The sequence below is a fragment of the Paenibacillus sp. 102 genome, assembly GCF_039549175.1.
In the GTDB taxonomy this organism is placed as follows: Bacteria; Bacillota; Bacilli; order Bacillales; family Bacillaceae_G; genus Bacillus_A.
Genome location: NZ_JBCGHT010000004.1, coordinates 293,334 through 312,763, shown reverse-complemented (window position 1 = coordinate 312,763; position 19,430 = coordinate 293,334). Strand labels below are relative to the sequence as shown.

Below are 19,430 nucleotides of genomic sequence, written 5' to 3'. Positions count from 1 at the left end.
GAAGTTTCACTTTATACCATTGAGATGAAAGGTAGAAACATTACAAAATTTCAGCCTTTGATTATATAGATGAAACTTATCATTTATTCGCTAGATTCCCGGTGTATTTCTTTTGTGCAAAAAGTTTTTTAAACATAGAAAAGAGAAGATGTGAAGTGTGGTTGAAGAAAATGATTTTCCAGTTTATAGAAAAAGGTTATCGTGTTAAAATATCAGAAAAGTCAAATAACTAAGGTGGATACAAAATATGTCTATATTAGAGAAAATTAAAGAAAATGTTTCGAAAGTCATTGTAGGAAAGGAAGAAGTAATTGATTTGGCAATGATTGCGCTAGTCGCAAACGGACATGTTTTATTAGAAGATGTGCCAGGAACGGGGAAAACAACATTAGCCAAAACGCTTGCGAAAAGTATTGATGGAGCGTTTCAACGTATACAGTTCACCTCTGATACGTTGCCTGGTGATGTAGTAGGATTAGAATATTTTGATATGAAAGAGAGTGATTTTAAAACAAGGAAAGGACCTATTTTTGCAAATCTTGTTTTAGTAGATGAAATTAACAGAGCCGTTCCACGGACACAATCAGCGTTGCTAGAGGTAATGGAAGAACGTACCGTAACAATTGCGGGAGTCACGCATGCATTGTCAAATCCATTTATTGTGTTAGCTACACAAAATCCATTAGAGTCAGCAGGAACATTTGCGCTTCCAGATGCGCAGTTAGATCGTTTTTTATTAACGATTCGCCAAGGGTATCCAAATCGTAAGTATGAAAAAGAAATGTTAAAACGCTTTAAAGAAAATAATCCATTTAATGACCTGCAAAGTGTTGTAACTCTCTCTGACATATTGGAGTTGCAAGAGCAATCAAAAAAAATTCATATACATGATGAAGTGGAAGAATATTTGCTTGATATTGTAGAAGCGACGCGGAAACATGATTTAGTAGAAATTGGGGTGAGTCCGCGTGGATCATTAGCTTTTATGAGAGCAACTCAAGCAAGGGCTTTATTAAATGGGCGGGAATATGTAACTCCTGATGATTTGAAAGCTTTGGCAGCGCCGGTTTGCGCTCATCGCTTAACGTTAACAATTGAGGGGGATATGAAAACAACTAAAGTAGATGTACTGCATGGGATTTTAGAAAAACTTGCAGTGCCTGTGGAAAGCGTATGAATGAGATTATAAAAAGGAAGCATCCGTTGTTGGAACCGTTCTTTATAGGGGGAATCAGTGTTATTTGTCTTATACTTGTCGTATTTACCAATCAATTTTTCATTGTGGCTATCTTTTTGTTTTATTTGTTGTTAGTTGGATTTTTGCACATGTATATGAAAGCAGTGATGAGAGTGAAATGGGATATCTCCCAAAATCAAAAGAGACTATTTATGAAAGAAAGAGGAGAATGCGTCGTGCAAATTATAAATGAGGCACGTTTTCCAATTTTTAAAGCGACTCTTCAGTTTCGCTCTAATGAACAAATGGAGTGGGAAACGGATCAGAAGATGCAGCGTTCGAATCACTCTTATCAAATCCCTCTTCAATTAGAAGGAAGAGATATGATAACAATTACGCTAGAGGGAAATGCAAATGAAAGAGGAAGACAAGGTTGGCAAGCTGCGGAACTTATGCTATCAGATCCATTCAGTCTTATAACTTATTACTTGCCTATTGAGCAAAAGAAACTCCCTGCATTTCATATTCTTCCGCAAATGTCGAAAGTAACAATACCAGAAATGACAACATGGAAACACGGATTTCGAAGAGCGGCTGTTTCTCCGTTATATGATGAAACGAAAATAGTAGGTGTGAAAGCGTATGAAGGAGAATCTTTTCGTTCTATTCATTGGGGTGCAACTGCGAAAACTGGAGTGATTAGTGCGAAAAAGTATGAATATACACAAGGCGATCGGTATGCACTATATGTAAATCTATTAGGTAAAACGGGATATACACTTCGTACAGATATGGAATATTTAATTCAAGTAGCTGCTGGGGTATGCCGAGAGTTAATTTCGCAAGACTGCTCGTTTGAACTATGGATAAATGGCGTACGTGAACAAGGTGTGATTCATTTAAAAGGAGGAAAACACCGAAAACAACTTTATAAAGCAATGGATCTCTTGTCCTCGTTAACTGAAAAAGATACACCGCTAAATACTCATTTCTTTTATCAAACAGGATTTCGCAGACAAGAAGCAGGATGTATTCCGTTAATTATTGGATATCCACCCGAAAAACAAAAAGGGTGGATACAAATTGTGAAGTAAAGGGAGGAACGGTGAATAAATTGAAATGGGGATCGCGTGTTATATTTTGTTTCCTAGCTATTGGTCTTTGCTCTATATTAGCAATTGGAATAACGAAAGGCGCTTTTTTCGCAAAGGAACAGGTAATAGATTCTTCTCAATCAAAGATAGGAGAGGGTGGTGAACCGCTAACATCAAGAAAATGGAAACCCATGGGAGAAGGAACGCCGATTGAACCAGGGGAGGATTCAGGGGTATTATATGAATTTGAAGATTCACCAGATTTTGATAAAGATGGATATTATAAGAAAGGGGACTTCAAAGGAATCCCTCGAGATAGAAAAGTGCCAATTGGTGGCGAAGAGTTTCTAGGATTTAACACTGAAAATATATTTATACAAATTGGCATCCTTTTTTTCGTGATGTTAATCGTATTTTTTATCTTTCGCCGTATGCGGAATAAGAAGCAGGAGATTCATCATATCGATTTGAAACAAAAAGAAATACGAAAAGTTGAGGGGAATGTAGAACAAGAAAAGCAAGACAGTTTCATATTTCCAGATGAAGAAGTAAGAGCAATGCTAATCAAATGGGAACTAACTTTACCAAAATTTGAAAAGAGAAGGTTTCAAGAAACGGTTCAACAATGGTTTTCTCGTATTCACAAAAGTAATGATATTATTCCAATTTATGAGAAAGTGAGATATGGGGAAGGAAGTGTTTCAAATGAAGAATTACAGATGATGCGGGGATGGATAAATGAAAATGTAAAAAAGACCTTATAATACCAATGCGAAATAAGTAGGAGAGAGCAAATAATATAACCACACCTTTTTTATTGATTTATGGAGATGCAATATCTTAATGAAATCTTGAAAAGGGGGAAGTTATGAAGAAATTCATTAGTGTGCTCAGTATAATGATATGTTTTTTTCTGTTAAGTGGTTGTGATCGCACCTATTCATATGTTGGAGAAAGTAAGCATTGGAAAGGAAAATATATTATTTCACAAACAGATACGAGTGAGTTTGGAGAAGGTACGATTACTTACAAAGGAAAAGATAAAGAAAAAGTTAATGAAGTAAAATGGAAAGTTGAAAGTAACAGTGGCAATCAAGAAGGAACAGGATTCATTAATCGAGGAACGATTCAATTAAAATCATCATGTTCAGGTTGTGCAGTGCACGATAAGGAAGAAGCGTTTCTTGTTACAATCGAATGGGATGGAAAGAAAGAGAGTTTTGAAATGACATACAAGTAGTTGAGTGCTCTTATACAGGATTACTTTAGTTGTTAAGAAGGGGTGATAGGATGAGGAAGAACTTTATTATATTTGGAGCAAGTCAAGGGTTAGGCGATGCATTTGTAAAAGGCTTACCTACCAAGGGGGATACAGTATGGATGGTGTCACGCACACGACCAAGTAGTTTAGATATAAATGATGGAGTAAATCGTAAATGGCTCGCAATCGATTTATCTAGTCAACAACAAATTCCTTCTTTAAAAGAAACGTTAAAAGACATTGCTATTGATGTATTAATTTATAATGTCGGAGTATGGGAAAAGCGTGGTTTCGAAGATGACTATACGTTTGATAAGGATGAAGTTGAAGATATTTCGAACTTAATCAATATTAATTTAACTTCCACTATTACTTATATACAGGCGCTTTTACCTAATGTAAGACAGGCGAAAAACGGAAAAATTATTTTAATTGGTTCCACCGCAGGATTAGATCATACGAATAATGCGCAAGTTTCGTTTGTCACATCTAAATTTGGCTTACGTGGTATTACAAATGCTTTGCGTGAGCATGTGAGAAAAGACAAGATTTCTGTAACATGTATTAATCCAGGAGAGCTTGCTGCTGAAATACCGTATGAAGAAGGGGCAGAAAAGGCAATTATGTTGTATGGAGGGACACGTATTCCTGTACAAGATATTGTAGCCATTGTCCAATGCGTTATGAATTTATCGCCTGTTTCATGTGTAAAGGAAATTAATATTCCTGCTATAACAGATTTAAATGCATGATTGTATAGTTTACAAGTGGTTTTTTAGTATATTATAAAAATTAATGCGTTCAATACGAAATACAGATCGTATCGTGCTCAATCTTTTTTCAAAATGAATAATGGAAAATAACTTTAAACCAATCGTAGGATATAAATGTTAATTCCGAGGAAAGGGATTACATGATTAGTATATTCGATGAGAAAATAAATGAATTAAATTATAAGATATTACCTCATTTTGCGTTCATTCGAACTCCTTTTTGGATTGCAAGTAACAATCAATTATATAATTTAAGATGGAAAAACAAAAAATGATTCGTAGAGTATAAGCAAACAACCGTATAAAAGGCTTACGCATGACCAATTAAGAAAAATACTACACACAAAAGTGTATCTTTTGGCTTTTTGCTGAAAGGTACACTTTTTTTGAATTAACGTGTGCTTTAGTTGAACAAGGAACATCCAAAAAATAGAAGGAAGCCACTGTTTTGATCAATCTTTATTCAAACCAACGGCATTTTATATGCACTAAATTAAGATTTAAGAGTGATTTCTAATCAAATTTTATTCCAAATATATACTAATGATATTGATGAATGATTTAGATTTATTGACCTTTGTACATGAAATAAATTTGATTTGCAATATAATCTGAACTAAAGTGTAGTCCATTCCTTATCCACCACATTATGATACCTACTAATGAAGCGGTTTTTATATCAACTGCAACATAATTATCAGGTAACTCCTTTTTAGTATTCTCTCTTCTCGTTTCTATTAATTCCTTTAAAAATAAAAACAATTGCTCTTCAAATTGATTCATTTTAAATAAAACAAATAAATAACTTCGGTGGGTATATAAATAATCAAGCAATTGTGTTAGCTTTTGTTTTTCTGATAAATCTTTTTCGTGTATTAAATCAACAATTTTATTAGAAAGCTCATTTAAAATCTCATTAGTAATTTGGTCTAGTAGATGTTGAATATCTTGATAATGTAAGTAAAATGTTGTCCGATTTAATCCTGCTTTAGTTGCGACTTTCTGAACTGTTAAACTAGAAATACTAGGATTCTCACATAAGAGAGAAAAAACAGCATTTTTGAACATTCCCCTTGAACGAACTGTACGAGGATCTTCTTTTTTAGGTGTAGACATTTTTAAACCCCTTTATAGATTTTTCCTTGACTTACTCGACATTGCATACTCTCTATGTCGAGTAGTGAACATTTTCAAAAAAACTGTTCATGGTCAAAGAAAATATATTTTGTTACCATTAATTTTATCGACACGATGTCGATAATTCAAGGTGAGAATGAAGGAGTTTATTCATGCAAAAGGAAATATCAGAAAGAAATAAAAAAGTCATATTAATTGTCTTAATTGCGGGCTGTTTCTTATCAACATTAAATCAGACACTATTAAATGTAGCAATGAGTAATTTAATGGAAGTATTTGACGTTAGAGCTGCAACTATACAATGGTTATCAACAGGTTTTATGCTCGTAAACGGTGTTCTAGTACCGATTACAGCATTTTTAATGAAACGTTTTACAACAAGGCAGCTGTTTATTAGCTCGATGCTCTTTTTATTCATGGGGACTGTGCTATGTGCCTGTGCCATGAACTTTAGCATGCTGTTAACAGGAAGAATGATTCAAGCAATGGGGGCAGGAATTATTATGCCACTCATGATGACGGTTATTTTATATTTGTATCCAAGTGAAAAGCGTGGAAGTATTATGGGAACCATCGGCTTTGCCATAATTTTTGCACCAGCCATCGCTCCAACATTATCTGGTTTTATCATTGAATATGTATCATGGAGATGGCTATTTATTGGATTGGCTCCATTTGTATTAATCGTAATTATTCTTGCGCTTAAATATTTAATGAATGTTGCAGACACAACAAAAACAAAGTTAGATATCATAAGTGTCATATTATCGACGATTGGTTTTGGTTGTATTTTATTTGGATTTAGTAGCGCAGGAAGCAAAGGGTGGGCTCATCCAGTTGTTATTACAACAATTATCATCGGAATAATTGTTACAACTCTATTCTGTTTGCGTCAAATAAAGTCTAAGGATCCGTTGTTAAATTTATCCGTATTTAAGTATAAAATTTTCACTCTTACATCAGTCATTAACGTGCTCATTACGATGATTATGTACGCAGATTTAATTCTTTTACCAATTTACTTGCAAAATGGGCGAGGTTTTACCGCGTTTGAATCAGGTCTACTTCTATTACCTGGAGCTGTGATTAATGCCTTCTTATCACCTGTCACAGGTAAAATGTATGATAAATATGGGGCGAAACCACTTTTTATTACAGGTCTAGTATTTATCATTATTTCGATGTGGGGTGTAATTGATTTGACTGAATCGACAACTTATATGTATGTAATGGTTCGTACCATTATTTTACGAATTGGATTAAGTTTCATTTCGATGCCTTTAAATACAGCAGGTTTGAATGCTTTACCAAGAGAATTGGGTTCGCATGGTTCAGCAGTAAATAATACCATTCGCCAATTAGCAGGTGCTATTGGAACCGCAGTTGTCATCACGGTGTATACAATTCAAGCAACTTCTCATGCTTCGGAGTTATCTATAGAAAATGGAAATATTTCAGCTATGCAACTAGCGAAACAGTCTTCTATCTTTAGCTCAAGTGATGCCTATGTATTTATGTTATTCTTATCTTTTGTGGCATTAATTTTTGCATGTTTAATGCCTAAAGAAGTAGCAATTCAAAAATGTGAAGGTGAGTCACATAACTAAAGTCATTAACATTATTATTTATCCCGCATTAACGGGCAGTAATACTCCCACCTCAAAATTCGACGAAAGCAATGTCCAGCTCTAGCGGCTAAAATCTCCAGCCGTTTCGCTCCCTCGGACGAGGTAAAAAGCGCCTCTCTGTCGGGAGCTTCAACGTCCTACGATTTTGAACGAGCCGCTTCCGCTTTTCTAAAGAAGGTAGGTGGGAGATAAACTGTCCGTAAAAGTCCGATTCGTTCAACTAATAATCAGTGGGGGATGAAGAAACCCCCACTGATTAAAGTTTCACTTTATCGTATTTAAAATGAAAGCATATCTGAGGTTTCTCAGATATGCTTTGTTATTTTTCAAAGATGGCATCACAATTAATCTTCGGGCAACCTGGTGTGATTATTGTCAAAGAGAAATGCCAGCCTTTGAAAACGTTTATTATCATTTTTTTGTAGGGGTCATAAGCATGTTAGGATTTCTTGCATGGGTCTTTCATGTTCAGAAATCACTTTTTACTAACATTCAGTTGCTTTTAGAAGAGGTATATTCAGTACAAAATTGCGAATTACATTCTTAAATTCTTCTTGATTTTCTAAGTAAGGATGGTGTTTAGCTTCTAAGGTAGCGATGGACATATGAGGGAACTTAAATTTCTTATAATGCTTTGGTCCGATAGCATCATCATAACATTCTTCATTTATATCTCCTCCTTAAGATAAGTTTTTCACTTAATAGTGCTCGATTGCGGAAAATCGTTTTCTAGTTAGTTTTTTCATGTATTAGTGGGGAAAGAACCCTTTAATAAGAAGCAGGTACTTTTCTTTCACTCTTTTCACTAACTTTAGAGTCTAACATTTTTGTTATAATGTAGTACAAAAATGTACCAGTTAATCCTAGAGTAAGAAGCAATCCCCCCATATATATGGGGCGAATCCACTCTCCAACGATGATCAACAACGAAGATACAATCATTGCTCCGTAGAAAGTCAAGCTATTAAAAGCCATATAGGTGCTACGAGCGTTAGATGGTGCAAGTTCCCCTATCATCGCCTGTTTAATAGGAACATACATCAGTTCACCAATTGTTCCAATAAACATGGCAATAAAAAGAAACAACACGCTATTTGTAAAAGCAAAAACACTAAAACATATAGAAAAGATCAACATTCCTGTGACTAGAGTCCAGCGATCACTCCACTTTTTAAATAGGAATAATACAACACTTGATAGGAGAACTACAAGAATTGTATTCTCTGTTCGGAGAAAACCCAGCATCTTTGTGCCATCAATCATGAAATCTATTCCAAACAATGAAGCTGAATGATGGGGTATATCTTTTTCAAGACGAATCCCAATATAGTTTGTTAAAGACTGTTCCAAGGAAAAGATCAAGATCGCTCCGAAAATATAAAACATAAATAGCTTATCTTTTAAAACGGTTGAATAGGTTTGAAACATCTCTATTGGTGAAAATTTTTTCTTATAATTAGAAGACTTAGATGAAGGTTCCGGTGTATAGGTTTCTGTGATGAAGAATACGGTCATGAGTACAGATAACAAAGAGATAAGTGAAATCCCAATAAATAACTCAAACAAGTGGTTTTTAAAAAGAAATGCTCCAATGATTCCTCCAATAGCAGTTGATAAATTTCCCAACCAGTAGCTAATTGTAAATACAAGCTTTCTCGATTCAAAGTTTGTAACATCAATGATCATAGCTTGTGCTGCTGGCTGAAACATTCCTCCACAAAACATATTGATGATAAAGCATGCTGCGGAAATATAAGGAAGGTTAAACCAAGGGGAATTGCAAAGTGCTATAAACAGGTACGAAAGCAATATACCGAGTTCAGAATAAATCATTATTTTTCTCCGACCTATTTTGTCTGAGACATGCCCCCCGATAAAACCTCCAATAACCCCACTAATCACAATTATTATAAGAATAATCCCCGTTTCAGTAGTTCCGATTTTCTGAGAAAAATAGATTGCCAGAAAAGGTATAACGGCCATGGAAATAAGGCTGCCTAGAAATTGCATGGCCAGGCGAAGCTTGATGTTGGGATGGATATCTCTCAATTTCATATAAATCACTCCTTATTTATTAGAGATAGGTCCAAATAATCTCAGGGCTTGTATCGTTATATCTTTCCACATCAAGTTTGTATATTCATCAATAAACGTTAAACGCATTCCGTTTAAGATGGATAAGTACGACTCAGCAATTAATGAAGGTGAGTCTTCATAAAAGTAACCCAGCCTTTGTCCTGCTTCAATAACCGGATGAATACAGTCTATAAATACATTTACGAAATCGTTTAGTTCTTTAAAAAGCTTTGGAAATCGATCAGGTCTCGCAAGAACCTGCTGGATTAAACGTAGGTATTCACTTCTCATTGAAAAGAGTTGTACATGGCAATCTATCATTTCTTTCACAACTTCAAGAGGCTCACCTTTAAAGTGTTCTTCTATCTCAATAAAATATGGTTTGATTTCCTCCAATGGCTCCAAAATCGCTGATTCATAAAGTGCTTCTTTTGAATCAAAATACGTAAATACGGTACCAAAGCTAACTCCTGATTCTTTTGCTATTTCGGCAACTGTTGTCTCTGCAAAACCATTCTCACTATATAATTTAATTGCAGCGTTTAGGATAGTAGATCTTTTTCTTTTCTTTTTTTCATCATTAGTAAGTCTAGGTTTCATTTAGATACTCCTTTCATAATAAATGATTGATTAATCAATCAAATTTTATTTCAATTTATTTCCATTGTCAATATGATGAAGGAATATATTTTCATATTTTTACAGTTAATTATATTCGAACTTCATAAACGAATAAATTTATTTCAAAAGTTGTTATTCCACTATTCAACAAAAAGAGTGTCAATCTTTCTTGGATCAACACCCCCGATACTAAGCTAATTTTTAACATCTTACATATTTACGTTTGAAACCAAGCCTTCCTCTCTCAATTTCTTTATGAATACTTTCGTAAGCATTTAGAAAACTGCTTTTTTTCTTTTCCCGTTTCACTTCTACTGTACCTACTTCCTTTGCGGTCTCGACTGCCTTTTCATGTAGCGGCACATATGAAATCCCTACGGTGTATAGAAAATTATTCATAGCAGATTTCGTTCGTTCTGGCGAATCATGAATCGTATTTTTCACAATTTCAAGCATATTGGAAATCTTGCTTTCGGAAAATTCATTGTCTAGGCGATTCCCTAAAAGCCAGCAGTAGCAACTCCAGCCCGCTGACATTCTCAGCTCGTCACCGCTTACAATCCATTTATCAGCAACGTCTTGTGCAAAATCTGACTCTGATAAAGTTACTGCCACCACATAATCGGATAGCATATAAAAATACGCCTCATCCATCCAACGATCAAAATCCGACTCACTCATAGCTTTTGGGTTTGCGATAATGCCTGCAAAGTACATTGCATCGTAGTTACCTGTGGAATAAAGCTCTTCAGCTAAATGTTGATTTATTTTTATTTTCTTTGCGATTGGTTTCATAGCACCTGTAGCTACGCCAAAAAGCGGCTCGTGTGCACCATTGGATATGTATATTTTTTTCGTTCGTTCCTTACCGAGGGCTTCAAGCTCCTGCATAACTGTTTCGAAATCCATAGTTTTGCACTTCCTTCCTTAATATTAAAATCCTTTTAATTGTAACCAACTAGTTTGTATTCTTTATCCAGTCTTCTATGCTTCTCAATTTTACCATTAATCTTATTCAAGTAGGATGTTTACTGTCTATAATTCCTCAACAATTCGGCCCGATTGTTGAATAGAATGGCTCGCATTTTTTTAAACAACTTTTTTGTCATTTTACACATAACACATTATTTTATATAAGTATAAATACATATTTGTTTTATTAAGTATGTTTTCTAAGAATTGTCCTTATTTCTGTATGAACTCGTATATTTCTTTGTACGCCCAAAAATGTTTCTCGGGAAACCCTGTTTGTTTCATTACTCGAATAGCTTCAACTAAGGCTTGCTTAGGATGTTCAATGGCTCTTAAAATGAGATGTAGGGTTTCCTATTATAAATTAGATGTAAAATAAACTCATGATGTTTGTAAAAAAGCTGTCTGAATGGTGTTTTAAACCATACCACTAGTTAAAGAAAATACATATGTGGTGGACCTTTTGAGATAGATGTAATTATGTGAAAATGAAAGTAAGGAGGGCGAGAAATTGTTTAATGATTTTAAGTTTGTAGACAATCGTCCAGTTTATATCCAATTAAAGGATCATTTAAAAAAAATGATTACGAAAGGCCAACTATTGGAGCATCAGAAGCTCCCATCTACCCGAGAATTAAGTAAATTATTATCGGTTAGCAGAACGACCGTTCTCACTACTTACGCAGATTTAGAACAAGAAGGTCTAATCTATGCAATAAAGGGAAAAGGAAATTTTGTAGGGAAAGTCGATGCATCCAAAACACCATCTATTGAACTCAACTGGAAAAAAAAGCTCAATGAGATGACTTTGCAAGCTGATGAATTGGATTTAATGAAGCACGGTATTCGTTGGGAAAAAGGTATGATTTCATTCAATAGCATTGCCCCGGATGAAAAACTTTTTGATGTCGAAAATTTTAAAAGGGCTTTTTTGACGAGGTTATCTAATGAAGGAGATATCATTTTAAACTATGGATATGCCAAAGGTTATAGATCCTTAATTCATTACCTTCTTCACTATATGGAAATGAAAGGAGTAGACATTTCCAATAAAGATATTCTCATCACGAATGGCTTCACTGAGGGGCTGGATATTTTATTGTCTTCCTTAGCTAAAAAATCAGGACGTATTATTTGCGAAAACCCTACCCATCATACTGCATTAAAGCTTTTTCGATTACATGGATATGAAATCCATGGGATAGAGATGAAGGATGATGGTATTGATATTTGTCAAGTTGAGAAAAGTTTGTCTGAAAAAGATTTTGATTTTGCATATTTAATTCCTTCCTACCATAACCCTACCGGGATTGTCACCTCCTCTGAAAAAAGGTCTGAAATTATGAACCTATTTTCAAAATATCAAATTCCAATTGTCGAGGATGGTTTTAATGAGGAATTACGATATTCAGGTTCACATTTAGCGCCGTTAATGACGTTTTCCGGACCCGGGAACAATGTTATCTATATTAGCAGTTTTTCAAAAGTTCTTTTTCCGGGCTTACGTGTCGGTTGGATTTTAGCGGATAAGAAATTAATCCACTACTTGGAAAGTATGAAAAGGGCACGTAATATTCATACGTCCACATTGGATCAGGCAGTACTTTATCAATATTTACATGATGGCTATTTTGAAAAATATTTGAAAAAAGCCAAGTCAATTTATAAGGGGAAATATGAACTAGCACTTCATTCTTGTAATCAATACATTCCATTTAAAAGAATGACTGGTGATGGCGGACTGCATCTTTTTATAGAGTTAGAAGAAGGAATACATTCACGTATACTTTTGAAAAAATGTTATGAAAAGGGAGTTGTTTTTTCTCCTGGAGATGTCTTTTACACGAATGGAGGGGGAAGCAATACGTTTCGATTAGGATTCTCTCGGTTAAAAGAAGAAGATATTCTCAATGGAATTAAGATAATCGGTGATACTTTAAAAAATGAATATGAGGAGTTGGAAAAATGAGAGTTGGCGTTATTATGGGAGGCGTGTCCTCTGAAAAACAAGTGTCCCTCATGACGGGGGAAGAAATGATTGCGCATTTGGATAAGAGTAAGTATGAAATAGTACCTATTACATTAAATAATAAAAAAGAGCTTGTTGAAAAGGGAAATAATCTTGATATTGCATTGTTAGCACTTCATGGAGAATATGGGGAGGACGGTACGATTCAGGGGACACTGGAAACTCTGGGGGTTCCATATACCGGAAGCGGGATGCTATCAAGCGGTATTTGTATGGATAAAAATATTTCCAAAAAAATGATTCGTTATGAGGGGATTCAAACACCAGATTGGATGCATCTTTCAAATAGGGAAGAGCTTCAGCTTGATGAAATAGATAAAATGGGGTATCCGTTAGTGGTAAAACCAAATTCAGGTGGTTCCAGTGTAGGGGTAAAGATTGTATATGATAAGGATTCTTTACTTTCCTCTCTTGAAGATGTATTCAAATGGGATGCTGAAGTAGTGATTGAAAAATATATAAAGGGCGAAGAAATTACATGTTCTATTTTGGACGGAGAGCTTTTACCAATCATTTCGATTCAACATACGGCTGAATTTTTTGATTATCATGCGAAATACGATGATATCGCTACGATTGAAGAGGTTGTAGAACTTCCGCCTGCAACATATGAACGTGTTGCTGAAGCTGCAATGGCATGCTATAGAACATTAAAATGTAGTGTTTATGCGAGAGTGGATATGATGATAAAAGATGGAATCCCGTATGTGATGGAAGTGAATACATTGCCAGGGATGACAAAGAATAGCTTACTACCTAAAAGCGCTCATGCGGCAGGAATCTCCTATAACAAGCTATTGGATACCATTATTGAAACCTCCTTACGGGTTAGAAGAAGCGAAGGTTTCTAATAGCACATGAAATGTAGTATTGGAATCTAGTTAAAAATCTTATAATTATGACAAATCGAAATCTGTTTCTAATTACTTGGTTCATTCGAGTCTATATGGAATACACGAAGCTTATGATAGTTGTATGAACAAAAAATATCTCGTTTTCTTCTATCATTCGCGAAATATAAAACTATTGAAAAAGGTAGTAAACAAAAGTTCCATACTCAAACATTTTTTCCAATATGTAAATCGGATGATGGTGTAGTCAATTCAGGAGTTGTATCTAAATTTCGTGTTGGGAAATGTGAAAAAATGTAAAGATAATGTGATTACACCTAGGAGGAATCATGAATGACCGATTGGTTTCAATTAGATCAAGAATATGTAATGTCTACGTATCCCCGTACGCCAGTTGCTATAGAAAGGGGAGAAGGTTGTAAACTTTATGATGTGAATGGTAAAGAATATCTTGATTTATTTTCTGGTGTAGGAGTGAATATATTAGGCTATAATCATCCTAATATTATAAAAGCCACCTTTGAACAAGTTAAAAGATGCTTGCATCTTCCTTTTCATTTTTTAAATCCAGTTGCTATTGAATACGCAAAAAAATTAGTCGATTATTCTTTAAAGGATGGGAAAGTTTTTTATACAAACTCTGGTACGGAGGCTACTGAGGCAACCTTAAAATTAATCCACAAGTACAGACATATAACAAACCAAGAACGTGATGGAGTAATTGTACTCAAAGAAAGTTTTCATGGACGTACATTAGGTGCTCTTCACTTTACAAGGCAAGAAAATGTATATCAGAATTTTCCTCGTACGTCTATTCCTGTATATGAGGTGGAACGAGAGAATTTAGAGGAATTAGAAAGAACGATACGCAAGGAAAATCCAATTGCTATTATGCTAGAGCCAGTGTTAGGAAGCGGCGGGGTATACCCTTTGTCGGGTGAGTATGTAAAAGGTGTGGAAGAGCTTTGTAGACGATATAATTTGTTATTTATTGTTGATGAGGTACAAAGTGGTATAGGGAGAACGGGAAAATTGTTTGCTTATCAGCATTTTGATATTACGCCAGACATTATTCAATTCGGTAAAGGAGCAGGTGGTGGTACACCGTTAGGAGGGATAATAGTAGGTTCACGACTTTATGATATATTCTCACCAGGCGATCATGGAACGACATTTGCACATTCACCGATTGGTACAGCTTTAGGTTTAGCTGTATTAAAAACATTAATTGACGATGGTTTAATGGAAAAGTCTTATGAAATGTCACTGTATTTAAATACTAAACTTCAAGAAATTCAGGAGGAAAACCCTTATCTCATTAAAGAAGTACGTCATTGTGGGATGATGTTTGGAATTAGTATTCATGATACGAATGAAAATGTAAAAAAACTACAATTAGAATTATTGGATAAAGGAATGTTAGTTGATGTTACGCAAGGGAATGTTATTCGTTTACTCCCGCCTTATATTATTTCAAAAGAAGAAATCGATGAATTTATGTATCAATTTACTTCTTGTATCTCAAAATCAGTTGCATTGATAAGCTAATTGTTCTTCTATTTACGATTGTGACGTTTGAATAAAGTCGTACTGTTATATCCCTTTAGCTATTATTATAGTTAAAGGGTATTTATAGGTATTGAACAGAAGAATAGGGTGTTTTGGTTCATCTTTTTTCACACACTCTAAATCAACAGCAAATTTACAACTTGATACTCTGGCAAGTACGAATGAATGAAGAGAAGGTGTTCATATGAGTAATCCAAAACATTATGTTTCAGCGGGGGTAGTAGTTGTAAACGATGAAGGGAAGATCCTGTTAATTCGTGGCCCGCGTAGAGGCTGGGAGCAGCCAGGTGGGCAGGTGGAAGAAGGGGAATCCATTCAAGATGCTGCTATAAGAGAAGTGAAAGAAGAAACAGGAATTGATATTCATGTGACGAGGTTCTGTGGTATATATCAAAATTTAAGTTCAGGTGTTTGTGCGACTTGTTGGCTAGCAAAACCTATAGGTGGTAAGTTAGAAACAAGTAGTGAGAGTTTAGAAGTCGGATTCTTTACGGTGGAAGAGGCTTTACAGATGGTTATATGGTCAAATTTCAAAGAGAGAATCGTAAAAAGTTTAGATGAAAAAGAGCAACCTTTTTTTGTAGCGTTTTAATTTATAGTAGTGGGGAATATAGGGTAATTAAAAATAGAGAAAGCATAACTTTCTCTATTTTTAATTACCGTTTTATATGATTTAAAAAAGTAATCGTTTTTTTAATTGTGGTTTTATTAATAGAATAATATTTTGTTTTCCCTTCCTTTCTCACATGCAGAAGATTTCCAGATTCCAACAGAGATAAGTGCCGAGATACCGTACTTTGGTGCAATCCAGTCTCATTAATAATTTCTTGGGCAAATAATTCTTGATGATTAGCAAGTACCGTTAATATTGTTAAGCGTGCTGGATCTCCTAAAGCAGTAACAGCAGGGGTGATTTCATCGATATTCAACGGAGTATTGGACTCATCATTTTGTTGTTTAGGTGCTGATTTGGGTTCAAATAAAATATAAAGTACCTCATCAACTTCAAAAATAGATAAGAAACTCCCCATATGCATTGTTGGGATAAAAATAATGTTTTTGGAAGAACGAATCGTTTCAATCCATGAACTGTCAGGATATAATCCGGTTATCAAAAAAACAATTTCATCATTTGTTTTGCATGTATAGGTAGAAATAGATTGTAATCGCGTAGTTTCTTGCTGCAAAGTATCCGAATAATTAAGCCATACAGGTTCAAAGGCTGATTTCCAAAATTCCTCTAGCAAGGTAATTATATTTATTTTCACTTCATTTGCATCTAGAAAAAAGGATACTTTTTCTTCAGTAGATGTGATTCCCCAGCTTTTTAAAACCGCAGTTAAAACAATTTTTCTTGTGGATATATGAGATAAACTTTCTTCATCAAGTTGAATGCCATGTAATAGTTGATCTATTCTTTTGTCATTTGGGAGATTTGCGTGGTAATAATTTATATTTTCAATAATTGCATATGTAATTAATTCTTCGATTGCTTTACTAGACAGACTTTCCCACCAAGACATGAAAGATGCCCATTCTATATGCGTAGAATCAGCTAAATCTAATTTTTTTACAATAAATTCTCTTAGTAGTGCACCGTGAGCAAATACGGAGCGCAAAGTAAGTAATGTTTCATAGAATGTTTGAGATAGCTTAGGTACAGTCTCTCTTATCCAGGGAGAAGTCATTGTACTACTAAATTTTTGGTAATCAACTAGCAGTATATTTGTAGATATATTTATTCCGATAGATGTAGCGATATTAATATTTGCTTTTGGGTAAGTGGTTGTAAGAAATTCTTTTTTCATAGAAACCTCCGAAAAAATAAATATTTTATATTTACATATTCGATATTTGAATGTTAGTATAATTTTACGACAATTCAGAATTTATATCAACTTATGCAATTTATTCTTTTTGGAGGGGATAAAAAATGATTCAAATTGAAAAAGCTTTGGTTTGTCATGTGGAAGGGATTTCTAAAGTGTGCTCAAAGGGTTGGCGTGATACATATGTGGATTTAAGAGAAAAAGAATATATCGATGCGGTAATTGAAGAGTTCTATCAATTTGAACGGATTTACAAAGAAATCACTTCGCCGATGCAAGGATGGGATGGCTGGTATGTTGCTTTGAAAAATGGGGAAGTAGTTGGCGCTGGTGGAGGCGGGATGATAAGTGAAGAAGCCTGAGAACTTTTTGTGCTGTATTTAAACCCTAGTAGAAGAGGAGAAGGAATTGGAACAATGCTTTTACATGCAATTACAGAAAGGCAAATTGAACAAGGAGCAATAGAGCAATGGGTTTCTGTAATGAAGGGGAATCAAAAAGGAATTCCTTTTTACGAAGCAAGAGGTTTTGTGCAACAAATTGAGGTAGATTTGACAATTCGCTATCGTAGAGATATTTCATACATGTCTTTCGGAAGACAATAGGAAAGAGGAGAGTCTGTTGTATAAAACGATTTTAAAAAATAAAAATGTAATGTGTTACCTATTAGGAGGAGGAGTTTCTAGCTTAGGGGATATATTAACGGGTTTAGCATTCGTGTTTCTGGTCTATGATTTAACGGGATCGGAATTGTATACAACTGGAATGGTTATTGCGACAACAGTTCCTTATCTATTGTTTGGACTAGTGGGCGGTGTTATAGCCGATTGGGTGCAGAAAAAGAAATTACTCATTATGATTGATATAATCCGTATTCCTCTCATTTTACCTCTTGTCTTCTGCTATTACTTCGATGTTTTAACCTACACGTATATGATTATCATAAGTTTTTTGATTCAATGTTGCGGTTGTTTCTTTAACCCGGCACACCGGGCGCTATTACCAATGATAATCCCCACGGAACAACGAAATATAACGAATAGTTTATATGATTCAATAACGAGAGGGATTACTGTCCTTAGCCCATTTTTCTCCATACCACTAATGAAGACCGTCGGTGTTATTCACTTTTTTACAATTGATGCGATTACATATTTTATAAGTACTCTTTTTCTTATTCAAATGAATGTAACAGAAGACGTGGTGGCTACAAAAAGAAAACATGTAAAGGAAGTATCTCTCTCATTACATGAATTTTGGCGTTGGATGCAAACGAATAGACAAATCACGTTTTTATTTCTTCTTACATTTACAATGGTTTTCCTGAATACATGGGTGTGGAAAGTCGGGCTATTATTATCTTTGGGAGAGTTCACAAGAGAAAGTAAAGAAATTTATAGCGTCATTCAAGGGTTCTTTGGATGTGTGGTAATTGTTACAAATATGATGATTCCTTTTATATGGAAAAATTTAAATCTAACTATTTATACAATTGCTTCTATCATTTGGGGGATTGGAATTCTATTACTTGGATTTACATTTAACATTCCGTTTTATTTCGTTGGAGTATTGATAGTAGGAATTGGTTTGCCATTAGCGGGATTAACAAGGGTATATATATTACAAAAACTCGTTCCAAAAGATATGTTAGGGCGAGGATTCAGCTTTAATGCAGTTTTGCTTTACTTAGCAGATACAATCTCTCTTTTTGTATTTGGAATTTTGTCTATATTTATTTCTATACATGTTATTTTTATCATTTGTGGAATCGGAATGGTGATTATGTCTATTGCATTGAAATTCCTTGTTTTTAGAAGGCAATCTGTGAAAAAAGAAGTAAATCTAATGGGTTGAACAAAGGAGGTATTCGTACAAAAAAGGAATAAATCCAATGTAAGCGAGCGGCTTTATTCCTTTACTATTTTTAAAATGTTGTTAGAGTTGCACTCGACTATTTTTCACAGGTTCGTAAGTCTTATCTAGCATTAAATTATAAGTAAGTCCAAGTAACACTAAAAACCCACCAATTATTTTACCAATAGACACATCGCCTGAATTGAAAAAATCAATCAAAACTCCCATAAACAATTGTCCTACAAAAATTAATAACGTTAAATAGAAAGATGAGATTTTAGGAGTAATATAGTTTGATAAAACGATTACAATAACACCGACTAACCCTCCTAAATATACTACAAATGGTATGGAGTGCAATGTTGCAGTTGATACGTGAAGAGATTCATTGCTAAAGAGTAAAAATAAGAAAGAAAAAAACAGCCCTGTAATGTAGTTGAAAAATGTTCCTTGGAAAATTCCAATTTTGGCTGCTAAGTTAGCATTAATAATTCTTGCAACTACAATAGAAATTCCGGCTAAAATGGCAATACAAATATATAACATAGTTCCATCCTCC

The 19,430-nt window shown here is 34.5% G+C and carries 17 protein-coding genes and 1 pseudogene; 12 read left to right on the top strand and 6 right to left on the bottom strand.

Going from position 1 to position 19,430, the window contains the following annotated elements:
- Nucleotides 1–247 precede the first annotated feature (247 nt).
- The 5 genes from AAIE21_RS13775 to AAIE21_RS13755 all read left to right on the top strand — a co-directional run bounded on the left by AAIE21_RS13775 (nucleotide 248) and on the right by AAIE21_RS13755 (nucleotide 4,284).
- Nucleotides 248–1,177 carry an AAA family ATPase gene (locus AAIE21_RS13775; protein ID WP_343267294.1) on the top strand — a complete coding sequence of 310 codons (930 nt, stop codon included), beginning with the start codon at nucleotides 248–250 and terminating at the stop codon, nucleotides 1,175–1,177.
- A complete protein-coding gene (locus AAIE21_RS13770) occupies nucleotides 1,174–2,271 on the top strand; it encodes a DUF58 domain-containing protein (RefSeq protein WP_343267293.1) in 1,098 nt (365 codons plus the stop codon). Before AAIE21_RS13775 ends, AAIE21_RS13770 begins: the two co-directional genes overlap by 4 nt.
- A gap of 11 nt (nucleotides 2,272–2,282) precedes the next feature.
- Nucleotides 2,283–3,035 carry a hypothetical protein gene (locus AAIE21_RS13765; RefSeq protein ID WP_343267292.1) on the top strand — a complete coding sequence of 251 codons (753 nt, stop codon included), beginning with the start codon at nucleotides 2,283–2,285 and terminating at the stop codon, nucleotides 3,033–3,035.
- 104 nt (nucleotides 3,036–3,139) lie between these two features.
- On the top strand, nucleotides 3,140–3,511 hold the full coding sequence (locus tag AAIE21_RS13760) for a hypothetical protein (RefSeq protein WP_343267291.1): 372 nt from the start codon (nucleotides 3,140–3,142) through the stop codon (nucleotides 3,509–3,511).
- 50 nt (nucleotides 3,512–3,561) lie between these two features.
- A complete protein-coding gene (locus AAIE21_RS13755) occupies nucleotides 3,562–4,284 on the top strand; it encodes an SDR family NAD(P)-dependent oxidoreductase (RefSeq protein ID WP_343267290.1) in 723 nt (240 codons plus the stop codon).
- A gap of 588 nt (nucleotides 4,285–4,872) precedes the next feature.
- On the opposite strand, the gene AAIE21_RS13750 is transcribed toward AAIE21_RS13755, so the two are convergent.
- Nucleotides 4,873–5,421 (bottom strand): TetR/AcrR family transcriptional regulator, encoded by a 549-nt coding sequence (locus AAIE21_RS13750; RefSeq protein WP_343267289.1) that lies wholly within the window; start codon nucleotides 5,419–5,421, stop codon nucleotides 4,873–4,875.
- A gap of 173 nt (nucleotides 5,422–5,594) precedes the next feature.
- Between AAIE21_RS13750 and AAIE21_RS13745 the strand changes: the two genes are divergently transcribed.
- Entirely contained in the window at nucleotides 5,595–7,049 is a 1,455-nt protein-coding gene (locus tag AAIE21_RS13745) for a DHA2 family efflux MFS transporter permease subunit (RefSeq protein ID WP_343267288.1), read from the top strand.
- A 789-nt stretch (nucleotides 7,050–7,838) separates the two neighbouring features.
- Here AAIE21_RS13745 and AAIE21_RS13740 read toward each other — a convergent pair.
- The 3 genes from AAIE21_RS13740 to AAIE21_RS13730 form a co-directional block, all read right to left on the bottom strand.
- Complete coding sequence (locus tag AAIE21_RS13740) at nucleotides 7,839–9,125, bottom strand: MFS transporter (RefSeq protein WP_343267287.1); 1,287 nt, start codon at nucleotides 9,123–9,125, stop codon at nucleotides 7,839–7,841.
- A gap of 12 nt (nucleotides 9,126–9,137) precedes the next feature.
- On the bottom strand, nucleotides 9,138–9,746 hold the full coding sequence (locus AAIE21_RS13735; protein ID WP_343267286.1) for a TetR/AcrR family transcriptional regulator: 609 nt from the start codon (nucleotides 9,744–9,746) through the stop codon (nucleotides 9,138–9,140).
- Nucleotides 9,747–9,968: 222 nt separating this feature from the next.
- Complete coding sequence (locus tag AAIE21_RS13730) at nucleotides 9,969–10,676, bottom strand: DNA alkylation repair protein (RefSeq protein ID WP_343267285.1); 708 nt, start codon at nucleotides 10,674–10,676, stop codon at nucleotides 9,969–9,971.
- A 574-nt stretch (nucleotides 10,677–11,250) separates the two neighbouring features.
- Here AAIE21_RS13730 and pdxR point away from each other — a divergent pair.
- The 4 genes from pdxR to AAIE21_RS13710 all read left to right on the top strand — a co-directional run bounded on the left by pdxR (nucleotide 11,251) and on the right by AAIE21_RS13710 (nucleotide 15,780).
- Nucleotides 11,251–12,708, top strand: a complete 1,458-nt coding sequence (pdxR, locus tag AAIE21_RS13725) for a MocR-like pyridoxine biosynthesis transcription factor PdxR (protein WP_343267284.1) — start codon at nucleotides 11,251–11,253, stop codon at nucleotides 12,706–12,708.
- Nucleotides 12,705–13,619, top strand: a complete 915-nt coding sequence (locus tag AAIE21_RS13720) for a D-alanine--D-alanine ligase (protein ID WP_343267283.1) — start codon at nucleotides 12,705–12,707, stop codon at nucleotides 13,617–13,619. Before pdxR ends, AAIE21_RS13720 begins: the two co-directional genes overlap by 4 nt.
- Nucleotides 13,620–13,952: 333 nt before the next feature.
- Nucleotides 13,953–15,167 carry an aspartate aminotransferase family protein gene (locus AAIE21_RS13715; RefSeq protein ID WP_343267282.1) on the top strand — a complete coding sequence of 405 codons (1,215 nt, stop codon included), beginning with the start codon at nucleotides 13,953–13,955 and terminating at the stop codon, nucleotides 15,165–15,167.
- Nucleotides 15,168–15,372: 205 nt separating this feature from the next.
- Nucleotides 15,373–15,780 carry an NUDIX hydrolase gene (locus AAIE21_RS13710; protein WP_343267281.1) on the top strand — a complete coding sequence of 136 codons (408 nt, stop codon included), beginning with the start codon at nucleotides 15,373–15,375 and terminating at the stop codon, nucleotides 15,778–15,780.
- Nucleotides 15,781–15,844: 64 nt separating this feature from the next.
- On the opposite strand, the gene AAIE21_RS13705 is transcribed toward AAIE21_RS13710, so the two are convergent.
- Nucleotides 15,845–16,996 carry an ArsR/SmtB family transcription factor gene (locus tag AAIE21_RS13705; protein ID WP_343267280.1) on the bottom strand — a complete coding sequence of 384 codons (1,152 nt, stop codon included), beginning with the start codon at nucleotides 16,994–16,996 and terminating at the stop codon, nucleotides 15,845–15,847.
- Between the two features lie 125 nt (nucleotides 16,997–17,121).
- Here AAIE21_RS13705 and AAIE21_RS29610 point away from each other — a divergent pair.
- Nucleotides 17,122–17,622 (top strand): annotated as a pseudogene (locus AAIE21_RS29610) (GNAT family N-acetyltransferase).
- A gap of 16 nt (nucleotides 17,623–17,638) precedes the next feature.
- Nucleotides 17,639–18,871, top strand: a complete 1,233-nt coding sequence (locus tag AAIE21_RS13690) for an MFS transporter (RefSeq protein ID WP_343267277.1) — start codon at nucleotides 17,639–17,641, stop codon at nucleotides 18,869–18,871.
- An 81-nt stretch (nucleotides 18,872–18,952) separates the two neighbouring features.
- Here AAIE21_RS13690 and AAIE21_RS13685 read toward each other — a convergent pair whose 3' ends face one another.
- Nucleotides 18,953–19,417, bottom strand: a complete 465-nt coding sequence (locus AAIE21_RS13685; protein ID WP_343267276.1) for a DMT family transporter — start codon at nucleotides 19,415–19,417, stop codon at nucleotides 18,953–18,955.
- Nucleotides 19,418–19,430: the final 13 nt, after the last annotated feature.

Bases quoted from the DNA above. Each gene is read 5' to 3' on its own strand.
- AAIE21_RS13715 (WP_343267282.1), top strand. From the start codon at position 13,953: ATGACCGATTGGTTTCAATTAGATCAAGAATATGTAATGTCTACGTAT.
- AAIE21_RS13740 (WP_343267287.1), bottom strand. From the start codon at position 9,125: ATGAAATTGAGAGATATCCATCCCAACATCAAGCTTCGCCTGGCCATG.
- AAIE21_RS13775 (WP_343267294.1), top strand. From the start codon at position 248: ATGTCTATATTAGAGAAAATTAAAGAAAATGTTTCGAAAGTCATTGTA.
- AAIE21_RS13735 (WP_343267286.1), bottom strand. From the start codon at position 9,746: ATGAAACCTAGACTTACTAATGATGAAAAAAAGAAAAGAAAAAGATCT.
- AAIE21_RS13720 (WP_343267283.1), top strand. From the start codon at position 12,705: ATGAGAGTTGGCGTTATTATGGGAGGCGTGTCCTCTGAAAAACAAGTG.
- AAIE21_RS13730 (WP_343267285.1), bottom strand. From the start codon at position 10,676: ATGGATTTCGAAACAGTTATGCAGGAGCTTGAAGCCCTCGGTAAGGAA.
- AAIE21_RS13710 (WP_343267281.1), top strand. From the start codon at position 15,373: ATGAGTAATCCAAAACATTATGTTTCAGCGGGGGTAGTAGTTGTAAAC.
- AAIE21_RS13755 (WP_343267290.1), top strand. From the start codon at position 3,562: ATGAGGAAGAACTTTATTATATTTGGAGCAAGTCAAGGGTTAGGCGAT.
- AAIE21_RS13685 (WP_343267276.1), bottom strand. From the start codon at position 19,417: ATGTTATATATTTGTATTGCCATTTTAGCCGGAATTTCTATTGTAGTT.
- AAIE21_RS13770 (WP_343267293.1), top strand. From the start codon at position 1,174: ATGAATGAGATTATAAAAAGGAAGCATCCGTTGTTGGAACCGTTCTTT.
- AAIE21_RS13705 (WP_343267280.1), bottom strand. From the start codon at position 16,996: ATGAAAAAAGAATTTCTTACAACCACTTACCCAAAAGCAAATATTAAT.
- AAIE21_RS13760 (WP_343267291.1), top strand. From the start codon at position 3,140: ATGAAGAAATTCATTAGTGTGCTCAGTATAATGATATGTTTTTTTCTG.
- AAIE21_RS13745 (WP_343267288.1), top strand. From the start codon at position 5,595: ATGCAAAAGGAAATATCAGAAAGAAATAAAAAAGTCATATTAATTGTC.
- AAIE21_RS13750 (WP_343267289.1), bottom strand. From the start codon at position 5,421: ATGTCTACACCTAAAAAAGAAGATCCTCGTACAGTTCGTTCAAGGGGA.